Source organism: Hyphomonas sp., assembly GCF_036964145.1.
GTDB lineage: Bacteria > Pseudomonadota > Alphaproteobacteria > Caulobacterales > Hyphomonadaceae > Hyphomonas.
Map to the genome: position 1 here is coordinate 104,521 of NZ_JBALUC010000005.1, position 20,731 is coordinate 125,251.

The window sequence follows — 20,731 nt, forward strand, 5'->3', positions numbered from 1 at the left end:
TGCATGACCCACAAAATTGCCTGCGCGATGCTCGCCCTGATTCTTCCCCTCACAGCCTGCGGTGGGGACAAGGAAGTCGGCGAATTCAAGAATGACTGGCTCGGCAATGAGATCAAGATAAAGCAATTGGAGGATCCGAAGATTGAAGGCGTCGTCTGTCATCTCTCCTATTTCGATCGCGGCGTCTGGGACCGGATCGGCAAGGGCAACTGGTTCGAAAACCCCTCCAATTCCTCAATCTCCTGCCTGCAGTCTGGCCCGATCCGCATCGGCCGGATTGATCTCGACAAATCGGGCGAGGAAGTGTTCGACCAGAATCAAAGCCTCGTTTTCAAGCAGCTCGCCGTGCGCCGCATCTATGATGCGGACTCCGACAGCCTGATGTACGTTTCCTACAGCCGCAAGATCGTGGACGGCTCGGCCAAGATGAGCCTGTCGACCGTGCCCCTGTTTGACCGCGACGTGACCTGGCAGAACGGGAAGCCGGCTTCCGGCGACTAGGCCGTTCCGGTCCAAATCGCAGCCTTTCGGATTTCACGTATGGACGCCGCCCGATCAGGCGGCCATCTGGCAAGGCATGACCCTTCGTATTCGATCCGCAGAAGATCGCCGCCGCGAGATTCAGGAAAATGCCGCCCGTCTTGGCATCGACGAGGCGTTCATCTCGGACCTTGTCGATGCTTTCTATACGCGCGTGCGACCCCATCCGCTGCTCGGCCCCGTCTTCGAGGGCGAGATCGGGGACCATTGGGGCCCGCATCTCGCCACGATGAAGGATTTCTGGTCGTCCGTCGCGATGAATACCGGGCGGTATTCCGGAAAGCCCTTCCCGGCACATATGAAATTGACGGGCATCACGCCCGCCCATTTCAATATCTGGCTCGCTCTGTTCAGGCTGACCCTGGAAGACCTGACCAGCAATGCCGAAACGGTCGACTATTTCATGGAACGCGCCAACCGGATTGCCCGCAGCTTCCAGCTCGGCATGTTCGAACTGGGCACCTAGCCCAGCGCGGCCCGCTGGGCCTCGAACAATTCCATGCAGCCCTTTTCGGCAAGGCGCAGCATTTCATCCAGTTCCACGCGCGTCATTGGGCGCTCTTCGCCAGTGCCCTGGACCTCGATGAACCCGCCATCGGAACTCATGACGACATTCATGTCGGCTTCGCCGCGTGAGTCTTCCGGATAGTCCACATCCAGGACCGGATTGTCCTGATAGATGCCGACCGAAATGGCCGCCGCCTGCTTGGCGATCGGGTTCGCCGAGATGACGCCTTCAGCGCGCAGATAGCGACACGCCATCGCCAGGGCCACAAAACCGCCGGTGATTGAGGCTGTCCGCGTGCCGCCATCGGCCTGCAACACGTCACAATCGATCGTGATCTGGTTTTCGCCGAGCGCCTTGAGGTCACAAACCGACCGCAGGGAACGCCCAATCAGGCGCTGGATTTCCTGCGTGCGGCCGGATTGTTTGCCGGAGGCGGCTTCCCGGCGACCACGTGTATGCGTCGCGCGGGGCAGCATGCCGTATTCCGCCGTAACCCAGCCCTTGCCCTGCCCTTTCAGCCAGGGCGGCACACTCTTTTCCCAGCTGGCCGTGCACAGGACATGCGTATTGCCGAATTTGGCGAGACATGATCCCTCGGCATAGCGGGTCACATTGGTCTCCAGCGTCACCTCGCGGAGCTGGTCAAAAGCGCGTCCGGACGGACGGATAAGCGTGCTCATCTTGAAATCCTCTTTGCTGCCCTGCCTGATTGCGGGTTTTGGCGCGCCTGTCTACACCGGGAAAGAGGTTCACTACTGGTGGGGAAACATGCCGACAGATATCGAGATTGCCCGGAACGCGAAGAAGCGGCCCATCCACGAACTGGCCGAGGCGCTCGAAATCGATGTGGCCAACCTTATCCCCTATGGGCACGACAAGGCGAAGATCGCCGGCGATCATCTCGCCGCGATCAAGTCAAAGCCCGATGGCAAGCTGATCCTGGTCACTGCCGTCAATCCCACGCCCGCCGGCGAAGGCAAGACCACCACCAGCATCGGCCTGACTGATGCAATGAACCGGATTGGTGAACGGACCCTGCTCTGCCTGCGCGAGCCTTCCTTGGGCCCCTGCTTCGGGATGAAAGGCGGCGCGACAGGCGGCGGACAGGCACAAGTGGTGCCGATGGAGGACATCAACCTCCATTTCACCGGCGACTTCCACGCCATTACATCCGCCCACAATTTGCTGGCGGCCATGATCGACAATCATGTTCACTGGGGCGGGGAAAGCGGCATCGATCCCACACGGATCAGCTGGCGGCGCGTCATGGACATGAATGACCGCAACCTCCGCAATGTCGTCACCGGCCTGGGCGGCAGCCCGAATGGCACGCCGATGGAAACGGGGTTTGACATCACTGTTGCCTCGGAGATCATGGCCATCCTCTGCCTCGCCAAAGATGCCCACGACCTTCAGGACCGGCTGGAACGCATGGTCATCGGCTATCGCCGCGGGCGCGTGGCGGTCACAGCCAAGGAAATGAACGCCGTCGGCGCCATGATGGCCTTGCTGAAAGACGCCATGCTGCCAAACCTCGTCCAGACCCTGGAAGGCAACCCCGCGCTGATCCATGGCGGCCCGTTCGCCAATATTGCGCATGGCTGCAGCTCGGTCATCGCGACACAGGCCGCGCTCAAGATGGCGGATTTCGTCGTCACCGAAGCCGGCTTCGGCGCGGATCTTGGCGCCGAGAAATTCTTCAACATCAAATGCCGGCAGGCAGGCCTCGCGCCCAGCGCAGCCGTGCTCGTCGCCACCGTCCGCGCGCTCAAGATGCATGGCGGCGTGTCCAAGGAAGACGCCGGAACGGTCAGCTATGACTCGCTGGAAAGAGGCCTCGCCAATCTCGGCCGCCACATCGAGAATGTGAAACAGTTCAATGTTCCGGTCGTGGTCGCCATCAATCGGTTCACCTCCGACACCTCCGGAGAGATTGCAGCCATCGAAGCCTATTGCGCCCAGCAGGACGTGCCCGTGTCCATCTGCACGCACTGGGCCGAGGGCGGCCACGGCGCCGAGGAACTTGCCCGCACGGTTACCCGCCTCGCGAACGACACGCCCTCCAGCTTCGAGCCTCTCTATCCGTCGGACATGCCCCTGTTCGAAAAGATCGAGACGGTCGCCCGCCGCATCTACCGCGCAAGTCATGTCGAAGCAGCTCCCAGAGTCCGCAACCAGCTCGAACGCTGGGAAAAGGCAGGCTTTGGTCAGTTCCCGGTCTGCATGGCGAAAACGCCCTACAGTTTCTCAAGCGATGCAAAACTGGTCGGCGCTCCAGAGGATCATGTGCTCCATCTGCGCGATGTGCGCCTGTCGGCGGGTGCCGGCTTTGTGGTGGGTATTTGCGGCGACATTGTCACCATGCCGGGCCTGCCGCGCCAGCCCGCCGCCGAAGGCATGCACCTGAACAGCAGCGGCCAGATCGAAGGCCTCTCCTGATCGGCACTCAGTATGGGATGTGAAACCTGTTGAACGCGGGGCGACGCGCGCCTAATCAATAAGGGATGATCCAGCCACTCGACACGCACTCCCTGTTGCAGCGCCTCGACCAGCGCTCGCGCGACATTTTCCGGGAGATTGTCGAAGGCTACCTGACCACGGGCGAACCGGTCGGCTCCCGCACGCTGTCGAAAAGCGGTATTGCCCTGTCCCCTGCGTCCATCCGCAATGTGATGGCAGATCTGACCGAACTCGGCCTGCTGGAATCGCCCCACATCTCTGCCGGACGCGCCCCCACCCATACCGGCCTGCGCCTGTTCGTGGACGGCTTCCTCGAAATCGGCGAGCCGAGCCGCGACGACCGGATGGAAATCGACGACCGGCTGAAATCCGCAGGCACCGACATCGAAGCCGTCATGGGCGAAGCCTCGAACATCCTCTCCGGCCTGACCGGGGGCGCGGGCCTCGTCTCGTCCCCGACCCGCGACGCGGTGGTAAGGCACGCCGAATTCGTGCCGCTCGGCGGACGCGAAGCGCTGTGCGTGATTGTCACCGAGGATGGAGATGTCGAGAACCGCATCGTCGAAGTGCCCGAGGGCCTGCCAGCCACCACACTGATCGAGGCCGGCAATTATCTCTCGACTCGCGTGCGCGGCCGGACCCTGTCGGAAGTCGCCAGCGATATCCGTCTGGAATTGCGCTCTCATCGCGCCGCGCTGGACCAGGCCGCCTCTTCCCTTGTCGAACAGGGGCTCGCGCAATGGAGCGGTGATGCGCCCGGACGGGGACGCTCCCTGATCGTGCGGGGCCGCGCGAATTTGCTCGAAGATGCACAGGCCGCGGAAGACCTTGACCGGGTGCGCCAGCTGTTCAACGAACTTGAACGCCAGCAAAGCCTGCTTGATATCCTCGATACGACCCGCGAAGCCGATGGGGTTCGCCTTTTCATCGGGGCGGAGAACCAGCTTTTCCCGCTATCGGGTTCAAGTGTGATTGTAGCTCCCTATATGGGAGGCGGAAAACAGGTTATCGGCGCACTTGGCGTGATTGGCCCCACCAGGCTGAATTATGCCCGCGTGATACCCATGGTGGATTATACGGCGAAAGTGGTCGGGCAGCTCCTGTCCACACGCCGCAAGAAGGAAACAAATGGATGAGCGACGAAACCAAACCCGGCGAAACCGCTGAAATCGATTCCAATGCCTCCAAGGCAGACCTGAAAGCGGCTGCGGACGATATCCTGAAGTCTGCGCCCAAACAGGCGGATGAACCTGAAACGACGGCGGACATTGATCCTGTGCAGCGACTTGAAATCGAGAAAGAAGAGCTGCGCGAGCAATTGTTGCGCACGCTGGCTGACCTAGACAACACGCGCAAGCGCGCCGAGCGTCAGGTTGCGGATGCCCGCATCTACGCTATCGAAAAATTTGCCGGCGACCTGCTCAGCGTGTCGGACAACCTTTCCCGCGCCCTCGCAGCCTTGACGGATGACGACCGCGCCGCCCTGTCAGAGGCGGGCCGGAACCTGTTCGAAGGCATCGAGATGACGGAAAAGGAGCTTCACACAGCCCTCGCCCGTCATGGCGTCACGGTGATTGCCGCCCTGCCCGGCGACACATTCGATCCGAATTTGCATCAGGCCGTTGCAAACATTCCGTCTGACCAGCCAAACGGCACCATAGCGTCCTGCTTCCAGCCCGGCTGGAAGATCGGCGAACGCACCCTGCGCGCCGCCATGGTGGCCGTTAGCGCCGGCGCGGCGAACTGATCAACGACTGACTTTCCAGACAGTCACTGTATTCTGCCCCCAATTGGGTACGATCACTGTATCGCCGATCACGGTGAGGTCATTCTGCATGACCTCACCATCGACCAATGTCGTGACGACGCCGTCCTTACCGACATAATGGATCTGGCCGGGCCACGAAGAAACCAGGTAGCCGCCGCCGGGGACGAGTCCGATCCCGTCGGCATTCTTCATGCCGGACGCAATTTCGGTCAATTCGCCTTCCGCGGTCACGCTGAACAGACTGCCGGTGGTCATGGTAGAAACAAGCATCCGGTCACCCTCGCCCAGAAGGCCGTTCACGCCTGCGAGCCGCTCGTCCTGCAGCCAGAGCTCAGCCGCGCCGTCTGAAATCCGGTAGATCGCGGCGTCGCCGGAATCCGAAACATAGATCGCGCCATCCCAGGGCGTGGCATCATTCAGGAATTTGGCGCCCTCGATGCGTACTTTTCCGAGACGCTTGCCGTCGGCGACCCCGAACATGACCACATTATCGATATCAGTCGCGTATAGCGCGCCATCCAGCACAGCCATGCCTTTCGGGGCATCCAGCTTCGCGGCCCAGTAGCGCTTGGTGATGACGCCGTCATGCGAGAGGTGCGCGATATAGCCATCTCCATCCTTTACGCTCCCCTCCCCGACCACATTGGAGATGAAATATCCGCCATCCGGGGCAGCAGCCACGCCTTCGGGACTTTCAAAGCCCTCGGCACTCCAGGCTTGCTCAATATTGGGGATCGACAGAGCAGCCGCTTCGGGCTCGGCCGGTGCTTGCACGCAGCCCGCCGCAAGCAGGATGGCTGTTATCGGAAGAAATCTGCGTAACATCTGTCGTCCCCTCTTTGCTTTTGGGCACTATGCCCAATGGGAGACAGGAACGTCCAGCCTTTCCGAGGCCCCTCAGCCCATAGGTTCAAGCGCGTTGCGTCTGCGACCCGGCAGGCGGGCCCACAGCCGCTCATGGAAGGTGTAGGCAATTGTCTGCACCGCAGGCTCGATCAGGCCGATGGCGAGGGCAGCATGCCAGTTGCGCGTCAGGGCAAACGCCACGGCAATGGCAACCGTCAGATGCATCAGGCTATAGGTCATTGTCTTGATAAGTTGGCGCGGCATGGAATTTCCTTTCACACCGATTGATGTAGTGCGAGTGAGAACCATTATCAAATAAATAGACATGGAAGCTGCCATAGGGCCGATCTATCGCAGCTAAGCACCAAAATCCTGTACAGCTACGTATTGCTACCCCCTTGAGACACGCTAAACCCTTCCCATATCGCAAGTCGAACCGGCGCACGGATGAAACCCGTTACCGCCGCCTCATTTGAACCCTTGGAAAGAGCCACTGGCTGTCCGGGGCTGCTGAGCAGACCGCAACAGAACATGGCCCGTGGCGGCTTGATAAAAAGAGAGATGCAACATGAGCAAAATCATTGGTATTGACCTTGGAACCACCAACTCCTGTGTCGCCGTCATGGAAGGCGGACAGGCAAAGGTCATTGAAAACGCAGAAGGCCAGCGCACGACCCCGTCCGTTGTCGCCTTTACCGAAGGCGGCGAACGCCTGATCGGCATGCCGGCCCGGCGCCAGGCTGTCACCAACCCGGATTTCACCTTCTATGCCATCAAGCGCCTGATCGGCCGTCAGTTCGACGATCCGACCGCGCAGAAGGACAAGGAGATTTCTCCGTTCGAAATCGTCAAAGGCCCTGCAGGCGACGCCTGGGTGAAAGGCCGTGACAAGGATTATGCCCCGCAGGAAGTATCTGCCTTCATCCTGACCAAGATGAAGGAAACGGCGGAAGCCTATCTCGGCAGCGAAGTGACCCAGGCGGTCATCACCGTTCCGGCCTACTTCAACGATGCGCAACGTCAGGCAACCAAAGACGCCGGCAAGATCGCAGGCCTTGAAGTCCTGCGGATCATCAACGAGCCAACAGCCGCAGCGCTCGCTTACGGCCTCGACAAGGACGAACAGTCAAAGACAATTGCCGTCTACGACCTTGGCGGTGGGACGTTCGACGTCTCCCTGCTGGAAATCGGTGATGGTGTTTTCGAAGTGCTGTCCACCAATGGTGACACCTTCCTCGGCGGTGAAGACTTCGACCTCCGGATCGTCGACTTCCTCGCAGAAGAGTTCAAGAAGGATCAGGGCATCGACCTGAAATCCGACAAGCTTGCCCTCCAGCGCCTCAAGGAAGAAGCCGAGAAGGCCAAGAAGGAACTCTCCTCTGCCAGCCAGTATGAAGTGAATCTTCCCTTCATCACGGCCGATGCGACGGGTCCGAAACACCTCAACATCAAGCTGACGCGCGCCAAGTTCGAAAGCCTTGTCGAAGACCTGGTCAAGCGCACCATCGAGCCGTGCAAGAAGGCGCTCGCAGATGCTGGCAAATCTCCTGCCGACATCGACGAAGTTGTGCTCGTTGGCGGCATGACCCGTATGCCGGCTGTTCAGGAAGCGGTGAAGAAATTCTTCGACCGCGAGCCGCACAAGGGCGTGAACCCGGATGAAGTCGTGGCTATCGGCGCGGCCATTCAGGGCGGCGTGCTGCAAGGCGACGTGAAAGATGTGGTCCTGCTCGACGTGACCCCGCTGTCGCTGGGCATCGAAACCCTCGGCGGCGTGTTCACGCGCCTGATCGACCGCAACACGACGATCCCGACCAAGAAGTCCCAGGTCTTCTCGACGGCTGACGACAACCAGCCAGCCGTGACGATCAAGGTCTTCCAGGGTGAGCGCGAAATGGCCGTCGACAACAAGATGCTCGGCCAGTTCAATCTCGAAGGCATCCCGCCGGCACCCCGCGGTGTTCCGCAGATCGAAGTGACTTTCGACATCGACGCCAACGGCATCGTGTCCGTGTCCGCCAAGGACAAGGCCACCGGCAAGGAACAGCAAATCACCATCCAGGCAGATGGCGGCCTGACGGACGACGACATCAAGAACATGATGGCCGACGCCGAAGCCAATGCCGGCGCCGACAAGGCCCGCCGCGAACTCGTGGAAGCCAAGAACCAGGCCGAAGCGCTGGTGCACCAGACCGAGAAACAGGTCGAAGAGCATGGCGACAAGGTGTCTGACGAGGTGAAAGCCGAGATCAAGACAGCCTCTGACGAACTGAAAGAGGCCCGTGAAGGCGACAACATCGCTGACATCCAGGCCAAGCATCAGGCCCTGATGACGGCTGCCATGAAGCTCGGCGAGGCAATCTATGCCAGCCAGCAGGATGAAGCGGCTACTGCGGACGCAGCCGCCGATGCGGCAGCCGACGGCGACGATGTGGTCGATGCCGACTTCGAGGAAGTCGATGGCGACCAGAAGTCAGCTTAAGGCGGCTGACCACACCTAAAAGAAAAACCCGCCGGATCGCTCCGGCGGGTTTTTTCTTGGTCAGTTCAGCTATTCAGGATCCGGCCGGCCGAACAAATTGCGCGCCCACCAGAATGCCGGTCTGCCACCGCCTCTGACACGGCACGACCAGCTCCACGGCTCCGCTCGGCGACAGCAGCTGCAGGTCGAACTCTGTCGGCACCATCCAGATTTCCTGGAGCTTCAGCTTGGCCCCGGTCGCGGACAGGTCACGCACCACCACATCAACTGAACTGTGACGACGGTTCATGACAATTCGCCCCCGCCGCAATGTGCGCAGGCGCTGGGTCGCGCGATCCTGTGAGGGTTGTTCGTCGGTATCTTTGGAAGTGTCTTCAGTCATGCGGGATTTATGCGTGAGAATTGGTTCGGTTCAGCGGCCGACTGCAATTGGCACGACAGTCGGCCGAGTGTGTTGAAACGCGCCGGAGCGATCCGGCGGCGCACTTACGAGAAACGAAGACAGAAGCGATCAGGGCGCGACATACTGGGCGCCAAGATGATCGCCGCTTTGCCATTTCTTCTGGCACGGGACGATCGTCTCCACCGTGCCCAGAGGCGTGACAATCTGCAAGTCGAATTCGGTGGGGACGGCCCATACCGTGGGCAGTTTCAATTGCGCCCCGCCTTCCGATACATCGCGGACAAGGGCGTCAAACGTACTGTAGGAATTGTTAACGACCACGCGGGCACGGCGGAGGGTACGCCGCCGCGCTGCCCCGCGTCGCTCAGAAGAAGCGGCGGGAAATGTCTGTGCAAGATTGTCTGCCATGCCTCAGCATTACAGAGAACTCACAGGAATTTCCCGCCGGGATAGCAGTGTATCAGCAGTTGTCCCGGAATGGGACTAGATCACGACGACAACCTTGCCCTGCGCTTTCCGGTCCATCAGCTCCTGAATCGCATCGGCTGATTTCTCGAGCGGATAGGTGTTTGAGACGTGTGGCCGGATCTTGCCTTCGCCGTACAGCTTGAACAGTTCCGCCACATTCTGCTGGTGCGCTTTCGGATCCCGCGCAACCGCCGCGCCCCAGAACACGCCCCGGATGTCGCAGCTTTTCAGCAGAGTGAGGTTCAGCGGCAGTTTCGGAATGCCGGCCGGGAATCCAATCACGAGGAAACGGCCTTCCCAGTTCATCGCCCGCACGGCCGGTTCGGCGTAATTGCCGCCCACGCCATCATAGATGATGTCGACACCGCCACCTGAGACTTCCTTGATGTCGTTTGAAAAGGCTTTCTGGCCGTCCCGATCCAGTTCACGCGCATAGACGAGGCCCTTGTCGGCGCCTTTCGAGAGACAGAAATCCACCTTTTCCTGGGTGGAGCAGGCTGCGATCACTTCCAGGCCCATCGCCTTGCCAAGCTCGACGGCCGCAATGCCAACACCGCCCGCGGCGCCGAGGACGAGCAATTTTTCGCCCGGTTTCGGGTCAGCGCGATCCTTGAGCGCGTAATAGCTGGTGCCATACGTCATCATGAAGGCTGCCGCCTCTTCGAACGGCATCCCTTCCGGAATGGGCATCACGGCGTGCTGTGCCGCGACGGCATATTCCGCCATGCCGCCATTGCCAATCGACGCCAGCACGCGGTCACCTGCCTTCACATGCGAAACGCCTTCGCCGACTTCCTTGACGAAACCGGCGATCTCACCACCGGGGGAGAATGGGCGCGGTGGCTTGAACTGGTACATGTCCTGGATGATCAGGGAATCCGGGAAATTCACCCCGCACGCCTTAACTTCGATCAGGACCTGACCCTTGCCGCATTCCGGCATGGGCGCCTCTTCCAGCACCAATGTGTCCGGTCCGCCTACTTCCTTGGAGAGCACTGCTTTCATGCCTGCAACTTCCTTCCCGTCTTGTTGTTTCTGCTCGCAGACGGTAGCGGTGTGGCCGATAAAAGTCCAAGCCTGACGTAGCGGAGAGGTAGCACTCAAATGGCAAAGAAATGGGCCCTGGCCCTGCATGGCGGCGCCGGGCCAATCCCCGGACACGACTATTCCCTGCAGGAAGCCCATTTGGCGACCCTGCTGAAGAATGGTGCCAACCGCCTGCAGGATGGGGAAGCTGCGCTCGACGTGGTCGAAATCATGGTCCAGGGGCTCGAAGAATCCGGCCTTTACCTTGCTGGCAAGGGCGCTGCGCCAAACCTTGATGGCGCCTATGAGCTGGACGCCGCCATCATGGATGGCCGCAACCGCACGGCCGGCGCCGTAGGGGCCTTGCAGGGATACCGCAATCCGGTCTCCTGCGCGCGCGCGGTCATGGAACAGACGCCCAATGTCCTGCTGATCGCCGATGGTGCGCGGAAGCTGCTCGCCAATTCCGGTCTGGAAATCATCGAAGACCCGGAAGCGTATTATGACCCAGTCGAAGAGATGACGAGTCAGGACATGATCACATCGACCGGAACGGTCGGCGCGGTCGCGCTCGATATTTATGGTGACCTGTCCGCAGCCACCTCAACCGCGGGCATTCGCGGCAAGACTCCGGGCCGTCTCGGCGACACCCCCCTCGTCGGCGCTGGCACATGGGCAGACGAGCGCTGCGCCGTCTCCTGCACGGGACTGGGAGAATACTTCATCCGCGCCGCTGCGGCGGCAGATGTGTCTGCCCGCATCCGCTATGGCGGCGCCCAGCTGGAAGCTGCTGTCCAGGGCGCACTGGATGATGTCCGCATGCTGGGGGGCCAGGGCGGCATGATCGCGGTGTCCGCCAATGGCGACATCTCCGCCCTCTGGAATTCGTCCGGCCTGAAACGGGCCATGGCAGATTCCAACGGCAGATTCGAAGTAGGAACATTTGGCTGATGGATATTATCCTTTTCATCCTCCTGGGTCTGACCGTTTTCATCCTGCTACTGGCGCTGCAAATGCGCTGGATGATTTCGGTCGCATTGCGCCGCGCCCTGACAGAAAAGTTCGGCGGTCTGCCCTCCGATACCGAATACTGCCAAGGCGTTGCGGATGCAGGCCGCCGCGTCTCGCACACGGAAATCGCAACTCACCTCAACGAAACCTATCCGAGCCAGCTCGGACACCTGCGCCTCGCGCGGCGCGTGTCGGTCTATACGCTGCCCGTGATGATCGGCCTGCTCGCGATCCTGAGGTTCGGACTGGAGGCCTTCTGATATGCGCGGCTATTTCGCCATCGGCTCTGAACGTATTTCGAAGCCCATGAACCTGGGGGCGCTGATGCGTACCGCCAATGCGTTCGGGGCCAGCTTTGTATTCTCCATCAACGCCGAACATCGTTTGCGGGCCGCCTATCAGGCCGACACATCAAAGACGGCGGGACAGGTCCCCTACTATCAATGGGACAATGTGGACGAGATGCAGCTGCCGCGCGGCTGCCAGATGGTCGGCATCGAACTGACCGACGATGCCGTCATGCTGCCGACCTTCCGACATCCTCCGCAGGCAGCCTATATTCTCGGCCCGGAAAAAGGCGACCTCTCGCCGGATATCCTCGCGCGCTGCGATCATGTCGTGAAGATTCCGACGAAATTCTGCATCAATGTCAGCCTTGCTGGCGCGCTCGTCATGTATGACCGGCACCTGTCCATGGGCGGCTATGCCCCGCGCCCCATCATGCCCGGCGGTACGGGCGGGGATGGCCTGACCGATACATATGTTCCGGGCCGGGACCGAAAATAGTTATTGGCCCAGCACACGCTGGATCAGCCCCATCACGCCAGGGAACCGCAGCCCCGCATCCCGCACGGCCAATGCGAAACAGACTTCGCCCGCATCCCCAACCGGCTGATGTGTATCCTCCGGACCCTTCACGGCCAGGTCACCGGGTCCGAAGCTGCCGGTCTCATCCGAGAACCCGCCTGAAACCACCAGCGTGAATTCCTTGCCGCCATGCGTGTGGCGCGGCACTCTGGCACCCGGCTGTATGCGGTAGAGTTCAACCTCAAGGTCGCTGCCCACATCGAGCTTCATCCGGCGAATGCCCGGCGCGGTGCCCTGCCATCCCTTCGCGCCTAACGCATCCAGAACCGGGTCGCGCAGAGGGGCGGGCAGGTCCGCAAGCTCATCGTCGTGCATGGGGGCGCGCGTGGCGGGAGTCTCCTCAGCCTCGAGCGCATCGATCAGGTCCAGCGCGCGGGCCCCTGCCCCGGCTGACATCTGAACCGGCTCAGCCGATTCCAGCAGGCTGCCCGAAATCGCTTCACTGACGGCCAGCGCGCCGCGCACATCCGGGCGCAACATGCTCTGTGTCTCCAGCAGCAGGGCAAAGGCCGGATCGAGCCGGCCCGCCGCATAGGCTGAATAGAGTTCGCTGAAGGATGACGTGGATGGGTTCTGCATCAGGTCATGTCCCGTTCAATATGGTCTGGCGCCCCGTCGGCCGGGTCCAAGCGTCCGCGGAGCCGGCCAAAGGCTAACCGGATGCGCGACTTCACGGTGCCGAGCGGCAGATTGAATTTCGTGGCGATCTCGGAATGCGACAAGCCCTCATAGAAAGCGGCCTGCAACAATTCGAGCTGTTCCGGGGGCAGTTTCACCAATTCGGCCCGCACCGTCTCCTCGATCTGGACGCGATGAAAGGCGGCTTCAGGCTGTTCGATGTCCGGTGGGCGCAGCATGGGCTCGTCCGCGTCCAGATCCGGCCGGGTTGTCTGGCGGAATTTGTCGATGCGCCGGTTGCGTGCCACGCGAAAAATCCAGGTCGAGACCGAAGCCTGCTTGCGATCATACATGCCGGCCTTGCGCCAGACAGTCACCATGACGTCTTGGGCGAGATCCTCCGCTTCGATCTCGTTCGCTCCCAGCCGCAGCATGTAACTCTTCACGCGCGGGGCGTAGAAATCGAACACTACCGCAAAGGAGTCCCGACACTTTTTCGCAGCGATCTGTGCCATGCAATCTGCATGATGCGCCCTCATGCCTGGCGAAATGGTCGGTGTTACAGTGTCGTTCACACAAGAACTCGCATGTTGCGCCAACCTTCACTATCGGGGCGCGCCGCATGGAACGCAACCATCGGACCGAACAAGCAAGTGTGATCAGCCAGAAGAGCTGACATGCCGTAGTTTAGCCTTAACCCTGTTGTCTCTATGATACCGGGAAAGCTCCGCGCAAATGGGAAATGTATAGAAGATGCACACACTGAGACTCAGCCGGAAAACACTGACCATGCTGGCGATCGTGACGGCCCTTGCCATACCCACCGCCTCAGCCAGCCCGACAGCCATCGGCCGCTACAAGGATTGGTCGGTCTTCACCGACACCGCCAATGGCGAAACCATCTGCTACGCGGCTACGCAGGCGACCGATAAGGCCCCCCGCGCCGCCGATCATGGCGATGTCTGGTTCTATGTGACCAATTGGAAATCGGGCCGGGCACGCAATCAGCCCAGCCTGAAAGTTGGCTTTGATCTGCGCGAGGACCTTGCGCCGAAAGCCAGCATCGGCCGGTCGTCCTGGGCCATGTTCGGGATTGGCCGCGAAGCCTTCGCCGATGATTCCGACGATTCCCGTATTGTCTCGGCTCTGAAAAAGGGTTCGGAGTTGCGCGTGGAAGCCGTTTCCCAGCGCAATACGCAAGTCGCCTATCACTTCTCGTTAAGCGGGTCGGCAGCTGCTATCGACAAGGCCTCTGCCATCTGCCGCTGAATAGTATCGTCTGGTAAGCAGAAGCGCTCCGGATGGCGGCCTTTCGCATCACGATAGTGCGAAATAATCACGTCCATATCGGTCTCGATGTCACCACCGGGCATGATCGGGCCTTCCAGCCGCATTTCCTTGGTTCCGAAATCAAGCACGGCGCTGAACAAGGGTACACCGGCCGTTTGCGCGATATGCCAGAACCCTGTTTTCCAGACCGGATTGGCATTGCGCGTCCCTTCGGGCGCGATCGCGAGGTGCAGGGTATCCGTCGCATCGAACGCTTCCTTCATCAGCGACACGACATCCTTGGACCTTGACCTCTCAACCGGCACGCAGCCCGCCCGCCTGAGCAAACCGCCAAACGGCCCTCGCACGAGGGAAGCCTTGCCCATCCAACTGAGCTTTTGTCGGTACCAGCCCGCAATGGCGAGCATGACCAGCCCGTCATAGTTGGAGGTGTGAGGCGCTGCGATGATCACGGATTTGGAAACGTCCGGCCAGTCTGTGGCGACATGCCAGCCAGTCGCTTTCAGGAACACCCAGGACAGCCCGCGAATGCCTTCGGAGAAGACGCCGCGATAAGGCGCTGGCTGACCGAAGCGGCCTCGCGGGTAAGGAGTCGGAACGGGGCCCTGCATGTTCCGATCCTCTTCGCGCTCGGTCTTGGAGGCCTGTATAGGTGCTGCTGTCAGGAAAGTCGTGCAAATATCGACCGGGGTCGCGCCGCCGGACTCGCTACGGCGTGTGGCGACTGCTATCGATACCGGGATCACCATCTAGAGCTGGAATCGGAGTGCATCATGAATATCGGATTTGTCCTCTTTCCGAACGTGACCCAGCTCGATTTCACCGGCCCGCTCCAGATCCTGCATCGCATGCCGGGCGCGAAGACGCATATCTTCGCGAAGACGCTGGATCCCGTTCCGAGCGATTGCGGTCTGAGCCTCGTCCCGACGGGCACATTCGCGCAGGCGCCCCCGCTCGACATGATCCTCGTGCCCGGCGGATTTGGCGTGGTCGACGCCATCGGTGACGAGGAGACGATAACGTTCGTGCGAGAGGCCGGCACGGCGGCTACCTATGTAACCTCGGTCTGTACCGGCGCCTTCATACTGGGAGCGGTGGGACTGCTTCAGGGCAAGAAAGCGACCACGCACTGGGCCTATCATCATTTGCTGCCCCTGGTCGGCGCGGTCCCGAGCGAGGGACGATGCGTGCGCGACGGAAATATCTATACAGGCGGTGGGGTCACTGCCGGCATCGACTTCGCGTTTGAAATTGTAAAAGAGATTTCCGGTCCCAAAGCCGCCGAGGGCATCCAGCTGGCGGTCGAGTATGATCCGGCCCCGCCGGTGAATGCCGGGCATCCCTCCAGGGCAAACGAGCAGCTCCTCGCCGCCATGAAGAAACGGTATGCAGACCCCATCGAAGCGATGAGGTCTGCGATTACAGCTTAGTAGCTTTCTTCAGTGATCGGCGTCAGGATGATTTCAACCCGGCGGTTGGCTGAGCGACCTTCGGCAGTCGCATTGTCCGCGATCGGCTGGGTCTCACCCATACCAACAGCTGCAAGACGCACCGGTGTCACCCCCTGGTTCACCAGGTAGGAGCGAACGGACTCGGCGCGGCGGCGGGACAGGTCCATGTTGTAATCATCGGGACCATCGGAACTGGCATGGCCAATGATGTCGACGGCCGTCGATGGATAGTCGACCAGCGTTGCGCTCACATCATTCAGCGCGCTGTAGAAGTTCGGCTGGATCGTGGCGCTGTTCACCGAGAAGGTGATGTTCGACGGCATGGTGAGAGCGATCTGGTCGCCCTGACGCTCAACGCCAATGCCGGTACCCGCAGTCTGCTCGCGAAGGCGGCGTTCCTGCTTGTCCATGTAGCCACCCGCAGCGGCGCCAGCAATTGCGCCCACGGCTGCACCGATTGCAGCGTTGCGGCCATCGTCGCCACCCGCAAGGGTACCTGCGCCGGCGCCAAGGATGGCCCCTACACCTGCACCGGTCAGGACCCGTTGGCTGGGCCCGGTTTCACAGGCAGGAAGGGCAATCAAGGGAAGCGCGAGCAGCGCATAGGAAAGGCGTTTCATATCATCAGCTCCTTTGGAAAGGACAGCCCGGTATTGGGCACGCATATCAACGCGTGGGCCAGTCTTTCCGTTCCTTCGATGACAAAACAATGGCGACACTCATTAACTCCCCGTAATGTGATGCCTGCAGCGAACAATTCCTTGAACGGCTTCAGCGTGTTATAGGCGCCCATCATGAAAACCGAACTCGACCTCACCCGGCGTGCCGACGCCGCTTCCCCTGCCCCCCGTTCGCTGGCGGGCATGTCCCTGCCTGCCCTGAAGGCGGAGATGGAAGCGCTCGGTCTGGAACCCAAGAAAGCCGGCATGCGCGCCAAGCAGCTACGCCGCTGGATTCATCATTTCGGCGTGCAGGAATTCGGCGGTATGACCGACATTGCCAAGGATTTGCGCGAACAGCTCAGCGACAAATTCATCCTGACCCGGCCCGAAATCACGGACCACCAGGTTTCTCGCGACGGCACCCAGAAATGGTTGTCTCGGTTTGGCCCCGGCATTGAAGGCGAAAGCGTCTATATTCCAGACGTCGGCAAGGCGGGCGCGCTGTGCGTTTCCAGCCAGGTCGGCTGCACCCTGAACTGCACCTTCTGTCATACGGGTACCCAGAAACTGGTCCGCAACCTGACCGCGCAGGAAATCGTCGCGCAGGTCCTGACCGCACGGGATGCACTGGATGGCTGGCCGAGCGACGAGGAAGATCGCCGCCTGACCAATATCGTCTTCATGGGCATGGGCGAACCGCTCTACAATCTCGACAATGTGGCTGAAGCAATCGACACGATCAGCGATGGAGACGGTATTGCGATTGGCCGCCGGCGGATCACCGTTTCCACCGCCGGTGTTGCGCCCAAGATTGCAGAGCTTGGCGAGCGCACGAACGCCATGCTCGCCATCTCCCTGCACGCGACGAACGACGATCTGCGCAACGAACTTGTGCCCATCAATCGCAAATACGATTTGAAGGAACTCTTCGCGGCGATCCGGGCCTATCCCGGCATTGGCAATTCCCGCCGGGTGACGTTTGAATATGTCATGCTGAAAGGCGTCAATGACAGCCTTTCCGAGGCGCGCGACCTCGTCCGCCTGCTGAGGGGCGTCCCAGCAAAGATCAACCTCATCCCATTCAACCCGTGGCCGGGCAGCCCGTATGAGTGTTCCGACTGGGATACGATTGAGGAATTTGCCGAAGTGCTGAATCAGGCGGGCTATGCCTCTCCGATTCGTACGCCGCGCGGCCGCGACATCCTTGCCGCCTGTGGACAATTGCGCTCCGAGAGCGTCAAGAAGTCTGCCGCCGAAAAGCGCCGCGAAGCGCTGGAAACAGCCGCTGAATAAAAAAAAGGGGAGACATCGCCTCCCCTTTCCGTTCGATCAGGATTTCAGGCGATCATTCGCCCTTCAAGGCCGCAATCCGTTCCTGGGCATCGGCCAGAATGTCCGAGATCGCCTTGCGCGTATCTTCATCATTCGACCCGGCCCGGACAGTATCCCGCACGGTATGGCGCAGCCGGTGCATGGCCCCGCGTACATCCTGCGGGTCTTCCGGCCGCTCGCTTTCCTGCAAATCTGCCAGACGGGTCTCGATCCCTTCGATGATCTCCGCAGAGGCTTCGCGCTCCTTGCGTCCTTCCTGTGTCAGGCGGAATGTGCGGCGCTGGCCATCCATTTCCGCTTCGACCCAGCCAAGATCCAGCAAGGCTTCAAGCGCAGGATAGATCACACCGGGGCTCGGCACATAGGCGCCACCGGTACGGGTCTCGATCTCGCGGATCAGATCGTAACCGTGACGCGCCTCATCTGACACCAGTTCAAGGATCAGCAGGCGAAGATCGCCATGGTTCAGGGGCCGGCGGCGTCCGCCGCGATGCCCATGTCCCCGCCCCTCACCGCGTCCATGCCTCATTCTGCGTCGTCTCCCGCACATCTGGTCAAAATCTTCGTCACCTCGGCCTGCGCCGCGGCGGTGTTTCATGTCTCTGTTGCGATACACCATGTGGTTTCCTTTCGATATATCTAAATCTTATATATTTTAGATATATCGAAAATCAAGCTTCGTTATATCGAAAAGTTGAAGAGAGGGCCTATGGCCGCTATCAAATGCTTAACCAGACCTCACGGCCCATCAATCAATTCATCCTAACCGCTGACGTGCGTTTAACTTCGACCGCGCACACTGCAGGCTGGTCCCGAAGACGAGATATAAGGGTGCGTGTCCATGCAGATTGCGGAAACTGCGAAACAACATGGCCTCGCACCTGCCCTGATCCAGAGGCTGGGCGCCCGGCCTTGGGTCGCCACCGTCTTCTTCTCGGCTGCGTTGATCTTCCTTGTCCAGCCCATGTACGCCAAGATGACGACCCCACTCATGGGTGGCGCGCCCGCCGTGTGGAACGTCTCGCTTGTCTGTTTCCAGGGGGCCCTGCTGGGGGGCTATGCCTATGCGCACGTGCTGGGCCGTCTCAAGTCCCTGCCCCTGCAGGTCGGCATTCATGGCGCCCTGCTCTGCCTTGCCGCCCTCGCCCTGCCGCTGTCCATTTCAGGCCTGTTCGGTGCACCGGACCCGGAACATCCGGCCCTCTGGCTAACCGGCACCTTCCTCGTCTCGATCGCGCCGCCTTTCGCCATTCTCTCCGCGACCGCACCGCTGATCCAGCATTGGTACGCCCGCTCCGGCCGGCATGACGCCGAAGACCCCTACCATCTCTATTCGGCATCGAATGCCGGCTCCCTGTTCGGCCTGGTTGCCTATCCCCTGCTGATGGAGCCTTTCTCGGCGCTCAGCGCGCAGTCCCTGCTGTGGAGCGGCGGATACGGACTTGTCGCCCTGCTTCTGGTAACCTGCGGCCTGATCGTCATCGCCCGTCATCGCCAGCCTGCAACAGAGGCAGCCATGCCAGCGCCAACACACGACTCCGTCAGCTGGAAGGAAAAGGGATACTGGCTGCTACTCTCCGCCATCCCGTCCGGCCTGTTGTTGGCAACAACCTCCCACATCTCGACCGACATCGCCTCGGCGCCTTTCCTGTGGGCCCCGCCGCTGATCGCTTATATCGCCACTTTCATCATCGTGTTTGCCAAGACACCGCTGCTCTCACCAGCGGTCGCCGACAAATACCTCCTGTTCGCAGTCGGCGCGGCGCTCCTCATGCTGAACGTCCCGATCTTCAATTCGCAAATTGTCCTTGTCGGGCTTGTCGTACATATCGGCGCCCTGTTCATGGCTGCGCTCTGCCTGCATGGCGTGCTGGTCTCCCGCAGGCCTGCCGCCAGCGGGCTGACAGAATTCTACCTGCTCATGTCACTAGGCGGCGTGCTCGGCTCCGCCTTTGTCGCCCTGGTTGCGCCGCAGATTTTCAACGACATCCACGAATACCCGCTCCTGCTTGGCGCGGCGCTCCTGCTCAGCCCGCGCTTTCTCGGCAAGGGCATCAAGCTGACCCTCGACCGGCGCACCCTGGCATTTGCCGCGGTGTCACTTCTCGCCATCGGGCTTGCCTACGCGTACGTCACCCTGACTCGCTCCAGCCACAGCGACACCATGGTCACCCGGCGCGGCTTCTTCGGCGTGGTGAAAGTCTACTCTCCCGAAGACCAGGACCTGACCCTCATGCAACATGGCAACACGATTCACGGCGCGCAGATCCGCAGCCAGACCGACCGGCCCACACCCCTCGCCTACTACAATGCCGCCACGCCCATCGGGCAGGCCTTCACGCGCCTCTCCGGCAGCGCGACCCATATCGGTGTGGTGGGCCTCGGAGCCGGCGGCGTCGCCTGCCATGCCCATCCGGGCCAGAGTTTCACTTATTATGAAATCGACCCCATCGTGGTGGACCTGGCGACGGATACGGACCATTTCACCTTCCTGTCCAGTTGCACACCGGATGCGCCGATCATTCTGGGCGACGCCCGGATCACACTTGGACACGCGGCGCCGAAACAGTTCGACCTCCTCCTGCTCGATGCGTTCTCCTCCGATTCCATTCCGGTCCATTTGCTGACCCGCGAAGCGATGCAGCTCTACCTGTCCCGGCTGAGCGATGATGGCGTGCTGGTCTTCCACATTTCCAACCGCCATATAGACCTCGTGCCGGTCCTGGCCCGGATCGGCGCCGCCGAACAGGCGGTCATGCGTCACCAATTCTACATGCCCACGCCGGAAGAAGCCGCGCAGGGCGTTCAGCCAACCAATGTCATGATGTTTGCGAAGTCGGAGACCGCGCTGTCGCCCCTCGCCGAAGACGCCCGCTGGCAACCCGTCACGGCCGACGACCAGCGCCCCTGGACCGATGATTATTCCAACCTCGTCGGCGCAATGCTGGAAACCCACATGGCAAATTGAACTTGCCCGTGGCGCGAGGCCCGGCCACTCG

At 60.9% G+C, this 20,731-nt stretch carries 24 protein-coding genes; 13 read left to right on the forward strand and 11 right to left on the reverse strand.

All coding sequences use genetic code 11. The annotated features are described in order from the left end of the window. Positions 1–3 precede the first annotated feature (3 nt). Positions 4–501, forward strand: coding sequence for a CreA family protein (locus V7660_RS14770; protein WP_335603818.1), 498 nt, complete (start codon positions 4–6; stop codon positions 499–501). A 76-nt stretch (positions 502–577) separates the two neighbouring features. Beyond that, positions 578–1,006 (forward strand): group III truncated hemoglobin, encoded by a 429-nt coding sequence (locus V7660_RS14775; protein ID WP_335603819.1) that lies wholly within the window; start codon positions 578–580, stop codon positions 1,004–1,006. Here the strand turns inward: V7660_RS14775 and rph are convergent. Further along, positions 1,003–1,728: a ribonuclease PH gene (rph, locus tag V7660_RS14780; RefSeq protein WP_442910052.1), complete on the reverse strand. Its 726-nt coding sequence runs from the start codon at positions 1,726–1,728 to the stop codon at positions 1,003–1,005. The genes V7660_RS14775 and rph overlap by 4 nt on opposite strands. A gap of 88 nt (positions 1,729–1,816) precedes the next feature. On the opposite strand from rph, the gene V7660_RS14785 reads away from it, so the two are divergent. The 3 genes from V7660_RS14785 (at position 1,817) to V7660_RS14795 (ending at position 5,255) form a co-directional block, all read left to right on the forward strand. Next, positions 1,817–3,487: a formate--tetrahydrofolate ligase gene (locus tag V7660_RS14785; protein ID WP_442910056.1), complete on the forward strand. Its 1,671-nt coding sequence runs from the start codon at positions 1,817–1,819 to the stop codon at positions 3,485–3,487. 65 nt (positions 3,488–3,552) lie between these two features. Next, positions 3,553–4,644: a heat-inducible transcriptional repressor HrcA gene (gene hrcA / locus V7660_RS14790; RefSeq protein WP_335603821.1), complete on the forward strand. Its 1,092-nt coding sequence runs from the start codon at positions 3,553–3,555 to the stop codon at positions 4,642–4,644. Continuing rightward, positions 4,641–5,255: a nucleotide exchange factor GrpE gene (locus tag V7660_RS14795; protein WP_335603822.1), complete on the forward strand. Its 615-nt coding sequence runs from the start codon at positions 4,641–4,643 to the stop codon at positions 5,253–5,255. The genes hrcA and V7660_RS14795 overlap by 4 nt, the downstream gene beginning before the upstream one ends. On the opposite strand, the gene V7660_RS14800 is transcribed toward V7660_RS14795, so the two are convergent. After that, entirely contained in the window at positions 5,256–6,101 is an 846-nt protein-coding gene (locus V7660_RS14800; protein ID WP_335603823.1) for a hypothetical protein, read from the reverse strand. Between the two features lie 72 nt (positions 6,102–6,173). Further along, positions 6,174–6,386 (reverse strand): DUF2061 domain-containing protein, encoded by a 213-nt coding sequence (locus V7660_RS14805; protein WP_335603824.1) that lies wholly within the window; start codon positions 6,384–6,386, stop codon positions 6,174–6,176. Between the two features lie 304 nt (positions 6,387–6,690). Here V7660_RS14805 and dnaK point away from each other — a divergent pair, with 304 nt between their 5' ends. Next, positions 6,691–8,604 (forward strand): molecular chaperone DnaK, encoded by a 1,914-nt coding sequence (dnaK, locus tag V7660_RS14810; protein ID WP_335603825.1) that lies wholly within the window; start codon positions 6,691–6,693, stop codon positions 8,602–8,604. 73 nt (positions 8,605–8,677) lie between these two features. On the opposite strand, the gene V7660_RS14815 is transcribed toward dnaK, so the two are convergent. The 3 genes from V7660_RS14815 to V7660_RS14825 form a co-directional block, all read right to left on the reverse strand. Then, on the reverse strand, positions 8,678–8,986 hold the full coding sequence (locus tag V7660_RS14815) for a PilZ domain-containing protein (protein WP_335603826.1): 309 nt from the start codon (positions 8,984–8,986) through the stop codon (positions 8,678–8,680). A 129-nt stretch (positions 8,987–9,115) separates the two neighbouring features. Next, on the reverse strand, positions 9,116–9,415 hold the full coding sequence (locus V7660_RS14820) for a PilZ domain-containing protein (protein WP_335603827.1): 300 nt from the start codon (positions 9,413–9,415) through the stop codon (positions 9,116–9,118). Between the two features lie 75 nt (positions 9,416–9,490). Continuing rightward, positions 9,491–10,480, reverse strand: a complete 990-nt coding sequence (locus V7660_RS14825) for an NADPH:quinone oxidoreductase family protein (protein ID WP_290501670.1) — start codon at positions 10,478–10,480, stop codon at positions 9,491–9,493. 99 nt (positions 10,481–10,579) lie between these two features. On the opposite strand from V7660_RS14825, the gene V7660_RS14830 reads away from it, so the two are divergent. From V7660_RS14830 to V7660_RS14840, 3 genes are read left to right on the forward strand one after another with little or no spacing between them, the layout of a single operon-like run. Further along, positions 10,580–11,452 carry an isoaspartyl peptidase/L-asparaginase family protein gene (locus V7660_RS14830; protein WP_335603828.1) on the forward strand — a complete coding sequence of 291 codons (873 nt, stop codon included), beginning with the start codon at positions 10,580–10,582 and terminating at the stop codon, positions 11,450–11,452. Continuing rightward, the gene (locus V7660_RS14835) at positions 11,452–11,772 is read left to right on the forward strand and encodes a hypothetical protein (protein WP_335603829.1); all 321 of its coding nucleotides are present in this window, start codon (positions 11,452–11,454) and stop codon (positions 11,770–11,772) included. Before V7660_RS14830 ends, V7660_RS14835 begins: the two co-directional genes overlap by 1 nt. Position 11,773: 1 nt before the next feature. Then, positions 11,774–12,298 (forward strand): RNA methyltransferase, encoded by a 525-nt coding sequence (locus tag V7660_RS14840; RefSeq protein ID WP_290501676.1) that lies wholly within the window; start codon positions 11,774–11,776, stop codon positions 12,296–12,298. Here the strand turns inward: V7660_RS14840 and V7660_RS14845 are convergent, their stop codons facing one another. Continuing rightward, positions 12,299–12,958: a ChrR family anti-sigma-E factor gene (locus V7660_RS14845; protein WP_335603830.1), complete on the reverse strand. Its 660-nt coding sequence runs from the start codon at positions 12,956–12,958 to the stop codon at positions 12,299–12,301. Then, the gene (locus V7660_RS14850; protein WP_335603831.1) at positions 12,958–13,512 is read right to left on the reverse strand and encodes a sigma-70 family RNA polymerase sigma factor; all 555 of its coding nucleotides are present in this window, start codon (positions 13,510–13,512) and stop codon (positions 12,958–12,960) included. The genes V7660_RS14845 and V7660_RS14850 overlap by 1 nt, the downstream gene beginning before the upstream one ends. Positions 13,513–13,750: 238 nt before the next feature. Between V7660_RS14850 and V7660_RS14855 the strand changes: the two genes are divergently transcribed. Continuing rightward, positions 13,751–14,266, forward strand: coding sequence for an invasion associated locus B family protein (locus V7660_RS14855; protein ID WP_290501681.1), 516 nt, complete (start codon positions 13,751–13,753; stop codon positions 14,264–14,266). Here the strand turns inward: V7660_RS14855 and V7660_RS14860 are convergent. Further along, positions 14,206–15,036: a 1-acyl-sn-glycerol-3-phosphate acyltransferase gene (locus tag V7660_RS14860; protein WP_335603832.1), complete on the reverse strand. Its 831-nt coding sequence runs from the start codon at positions 15,034–15,036 to the stop codon at positions 14,206–14,208. The two genes, V7660_RS14855 and V7660_RS14860, sit on opposite strands and share 61 nt — an antisense overlap. A gap of 24 nt (positions 15,037–15,060) precedes the next feature. Here V7660_RS14860 and V7660_RS14865 point away from each other — a divergent pair, with 24 nt between their 5' ends. Then, positions 15,061–15,717: a DJ-1/PfpI family protein gene (locus tag V7660_RS14865; RefSeq protein ID WP_335603833.1), complete on the forward strand. Its 657-nt coding sequence runs from the start codon at positions 15,061–15,063 to the stop codon at positions 15,715–15,717. Here the strand turns inward: V7660_RS14865 and V7660_RS14870 are convergent. Then, positions 15,714–16,358, reverse strand: coding sequence for an OmpA family protein (locus tag V7660_RS14870; RefSeq protein ID WP_290501685.1), 645 nt, complete (start codon positions 16,356–16,358; stop codon positions 15,714–15,716). The two genes, V7660_RS14865 and V7660_RS14870, sit on opposite strands and share 4 nt — an antisense overlap. A 174-nt stretch (positions 16,359–16,532) precedes the next feature. Here V7660_RS14870 and rlmN point away from each other — a divergent pair, with 174 nt between their 5' ends. Then, the gene (gene rlmN, locus V7660_RS14875; protein WP_335603834.1) at positions 16,533–17,693 is read left to right on the forward strand and encodes a 23S rRNA (adenine(2503)-C(2))-methyltransferase RlmN; all 1,161 of its coding nucleotides are present in this window, start codon (positions 16,533–16,535) and stop codon (positions 17,691–17,693) included. A gap of 52 nt (positions 17,694–17,745) precedes the next feature. Here the strand turns inward: rlmN and V7660_RS14880 are convergent, their stop codons facing one another. After that, positions 17,746–18,261, reverse strand: coding sequence for a PadR family transcriptional regulator (locus V7660_RS14880; protein WP_335603835.1), 516 nt, complete (start codon positions 18,259–18,261; stop codon positions 17,746–17,748). A gap of 312 nt (positions 18,262–18,573) precedes the next feature. Between V7660_RS14880 and V7660_RS14885 the strand changes: the two genes are divergently transcribed. Next, positions 18,574–20,700, forward strand: a complete 2,127-nt coding sequence (locus V7660_RS14885) for a spermidine synthase (RefSeq protein ID WP_335603836.1) — start codon at positions 18,574–18,576, stop codon at positions 20,698–20,700. The last annotated feature ends 31 nt before the right edge of the window (positions 20,701–20,731 follow it).

Bases quoted from the DNA above. Each gene is read 5' to 3' on its own strand.
- V7660_RS14770 (WP_335603818.1), top strand. From the start codon at position 4: ATGACCCACAAAATTGCCTGCGCGATGCTCGCCCTGATTCTTCCCCTC.
- V7660_RS14775 (WP_335603819.1), top strand. From the start codon at position 578: ATGACCCTTCGTATTCGATCCGCAGAAGATCGCCGCCGCGAGATTCAG.
- rph (WP_442910052.1), bottom strand. From the start codon at position 1,728: ATGAGCACGCTTATCCGTCCGTCCGGACGCGCTTTTGACCAGCTCCGC.
- V7660_RS14785 (WP_442910056.1), top strand. From the start codon at position 1,817: ATGCCGACAGATATCGAGATTGCCCGGAACGCGAAGAAGCGGCCCATC.
- hrcA (WP_335603821.1), top strand. From the start codon at position 3,553: ATGATCCAGCCACTCGACACGCACTCCCTGTTGCAGCGCCTCGACCAG.
- V7660_RS14795 (WP_335603822.1), top strand. From the start codon at position 4,641: ATGAGCGACGAAACCAAACCCGGCGAAACCGCTGAAATCGATTCCAAT.
- V7660_RS14800 (WP_335603823.1), bottom strand. From the start codon at position 6,101: ATGTTACGCAGATTTCTTCCGATAACAGCCATCCTGCTTGCGGCGGGC.
- V7660_RS14805 (WP_335603824.1), bottom strand. From the start codon at position 6,386: ATGCCGCGCCAACTTATCAAGACAATGACCTATAGCCTGATGCATCTG.
- dnaK (WP_335603825.1), top strand. From the start codon at position 6,691: ATGAGCAAAATCATTGGTATTGACCTTGGAACCACCAACTCCTGTGTC.
- V7660_RS14815 (WP_335603826.1), bottom strand. From the start codon at position 8,986: ATGACTGAAGACACTTCCAAAGATACCGACGAACAACCCTCACAGGAT.
- V7660_RS14820 (WP_335603827.1), bottom strand. From the start codon at position 9,415: ATGGCAGACAATCTTGCACAGACATTTCCCGCCGCTTCTTCTGAGCGA.
- V7660_RS14825 (WP_290501670.1), bottom strand. From the start codon at position 10,480: ATGAAAGCAGTGCTCTCCAAGGAAGTAGGCGGACCGGACACATTGGTG.
- V7660_RS14830 (WP_335603828.1), top strand. From the start codon at position 10,580: ATGGCAAAGAAATGGGCCCTGGCCCTGCATGGCGGCGCCGGGCCAATC.
- V7660_RS14835 (WP_335603829.1), top strand. From the start codon at position 11,452: ATGGATATTATCCTTTTCATCCTCCTGGGTCTGACCGTTTTCATCCTG.
- V7660_RS14840 (WP_290501676.1), top strand. From the start codon at position 11,774: ATGCGCGGCTATTTCGCCATCGGCTCTGAACGTATTTCGAAGCCCATG.
- V7660_RS14845 (WP_335603830.1), bottom strand. From the start codon at position 12,958: ATGCAGAACCCATCCACGTCATCCTTCAGCGAACTCTATTCAGCCTAT.
- V7660_RS14850 (WP_335603831.1), bottom strand. From the start codon at position 13,512: ATGGCACAGATCGCTGCGAAAAAGTGTCGGGACTCCTTTGCGGTAGTG.
- V7660_RS14855 (WP_290501681.1), top strand. From the start codon at position 13,751: ATGCACACACTGAGACTCAGCCGGAAAACACTGACCATGCTGGCGATC.
- V7660_RS14860 (WP_335603832.1), bottom strand. From the start codon at position 15,036: ATGGTGATCCCGGTATCGATAGCAGTCGCCACACGCCGTAGCGAGTCC.
- V7660_RS14865 (WP_335603833.1), top strand. From the start codon at position 15,061: ATGAATATCGGATTTGTCCTCTTTCCGAACGTGACCCAGCTCGATTTC.
- V7660_RS14870 (WP_290501685.1), bottom strand. From the start codon at position 16,358: ATGAAACGCCTTTCCTATGCGCTGCTCGCGCTTCCCTTGATTGCCCTT.
- rlmN (WP_335603834.1), top strand. From the start codon at position 16,533: ATGAAAACCGAACTCGACCTCACCCGGCGTGCCGACGCCGCTTCCCCT.
- V7660_RS14880 (WP_335603835.1), bottom strand. From the start codon at position 18,261: ATGAGGCATGGACGCGGTGAGGGGCGGGGACATGGGCATCGCGGCGGA.
- V7660_RS14885 (WP_335603836.1), top strand. From the start codon at position 18,574: ATGCAGATTGCGGAAACTGCGAAACAACATGGCCTCGCACCTGCCCTG.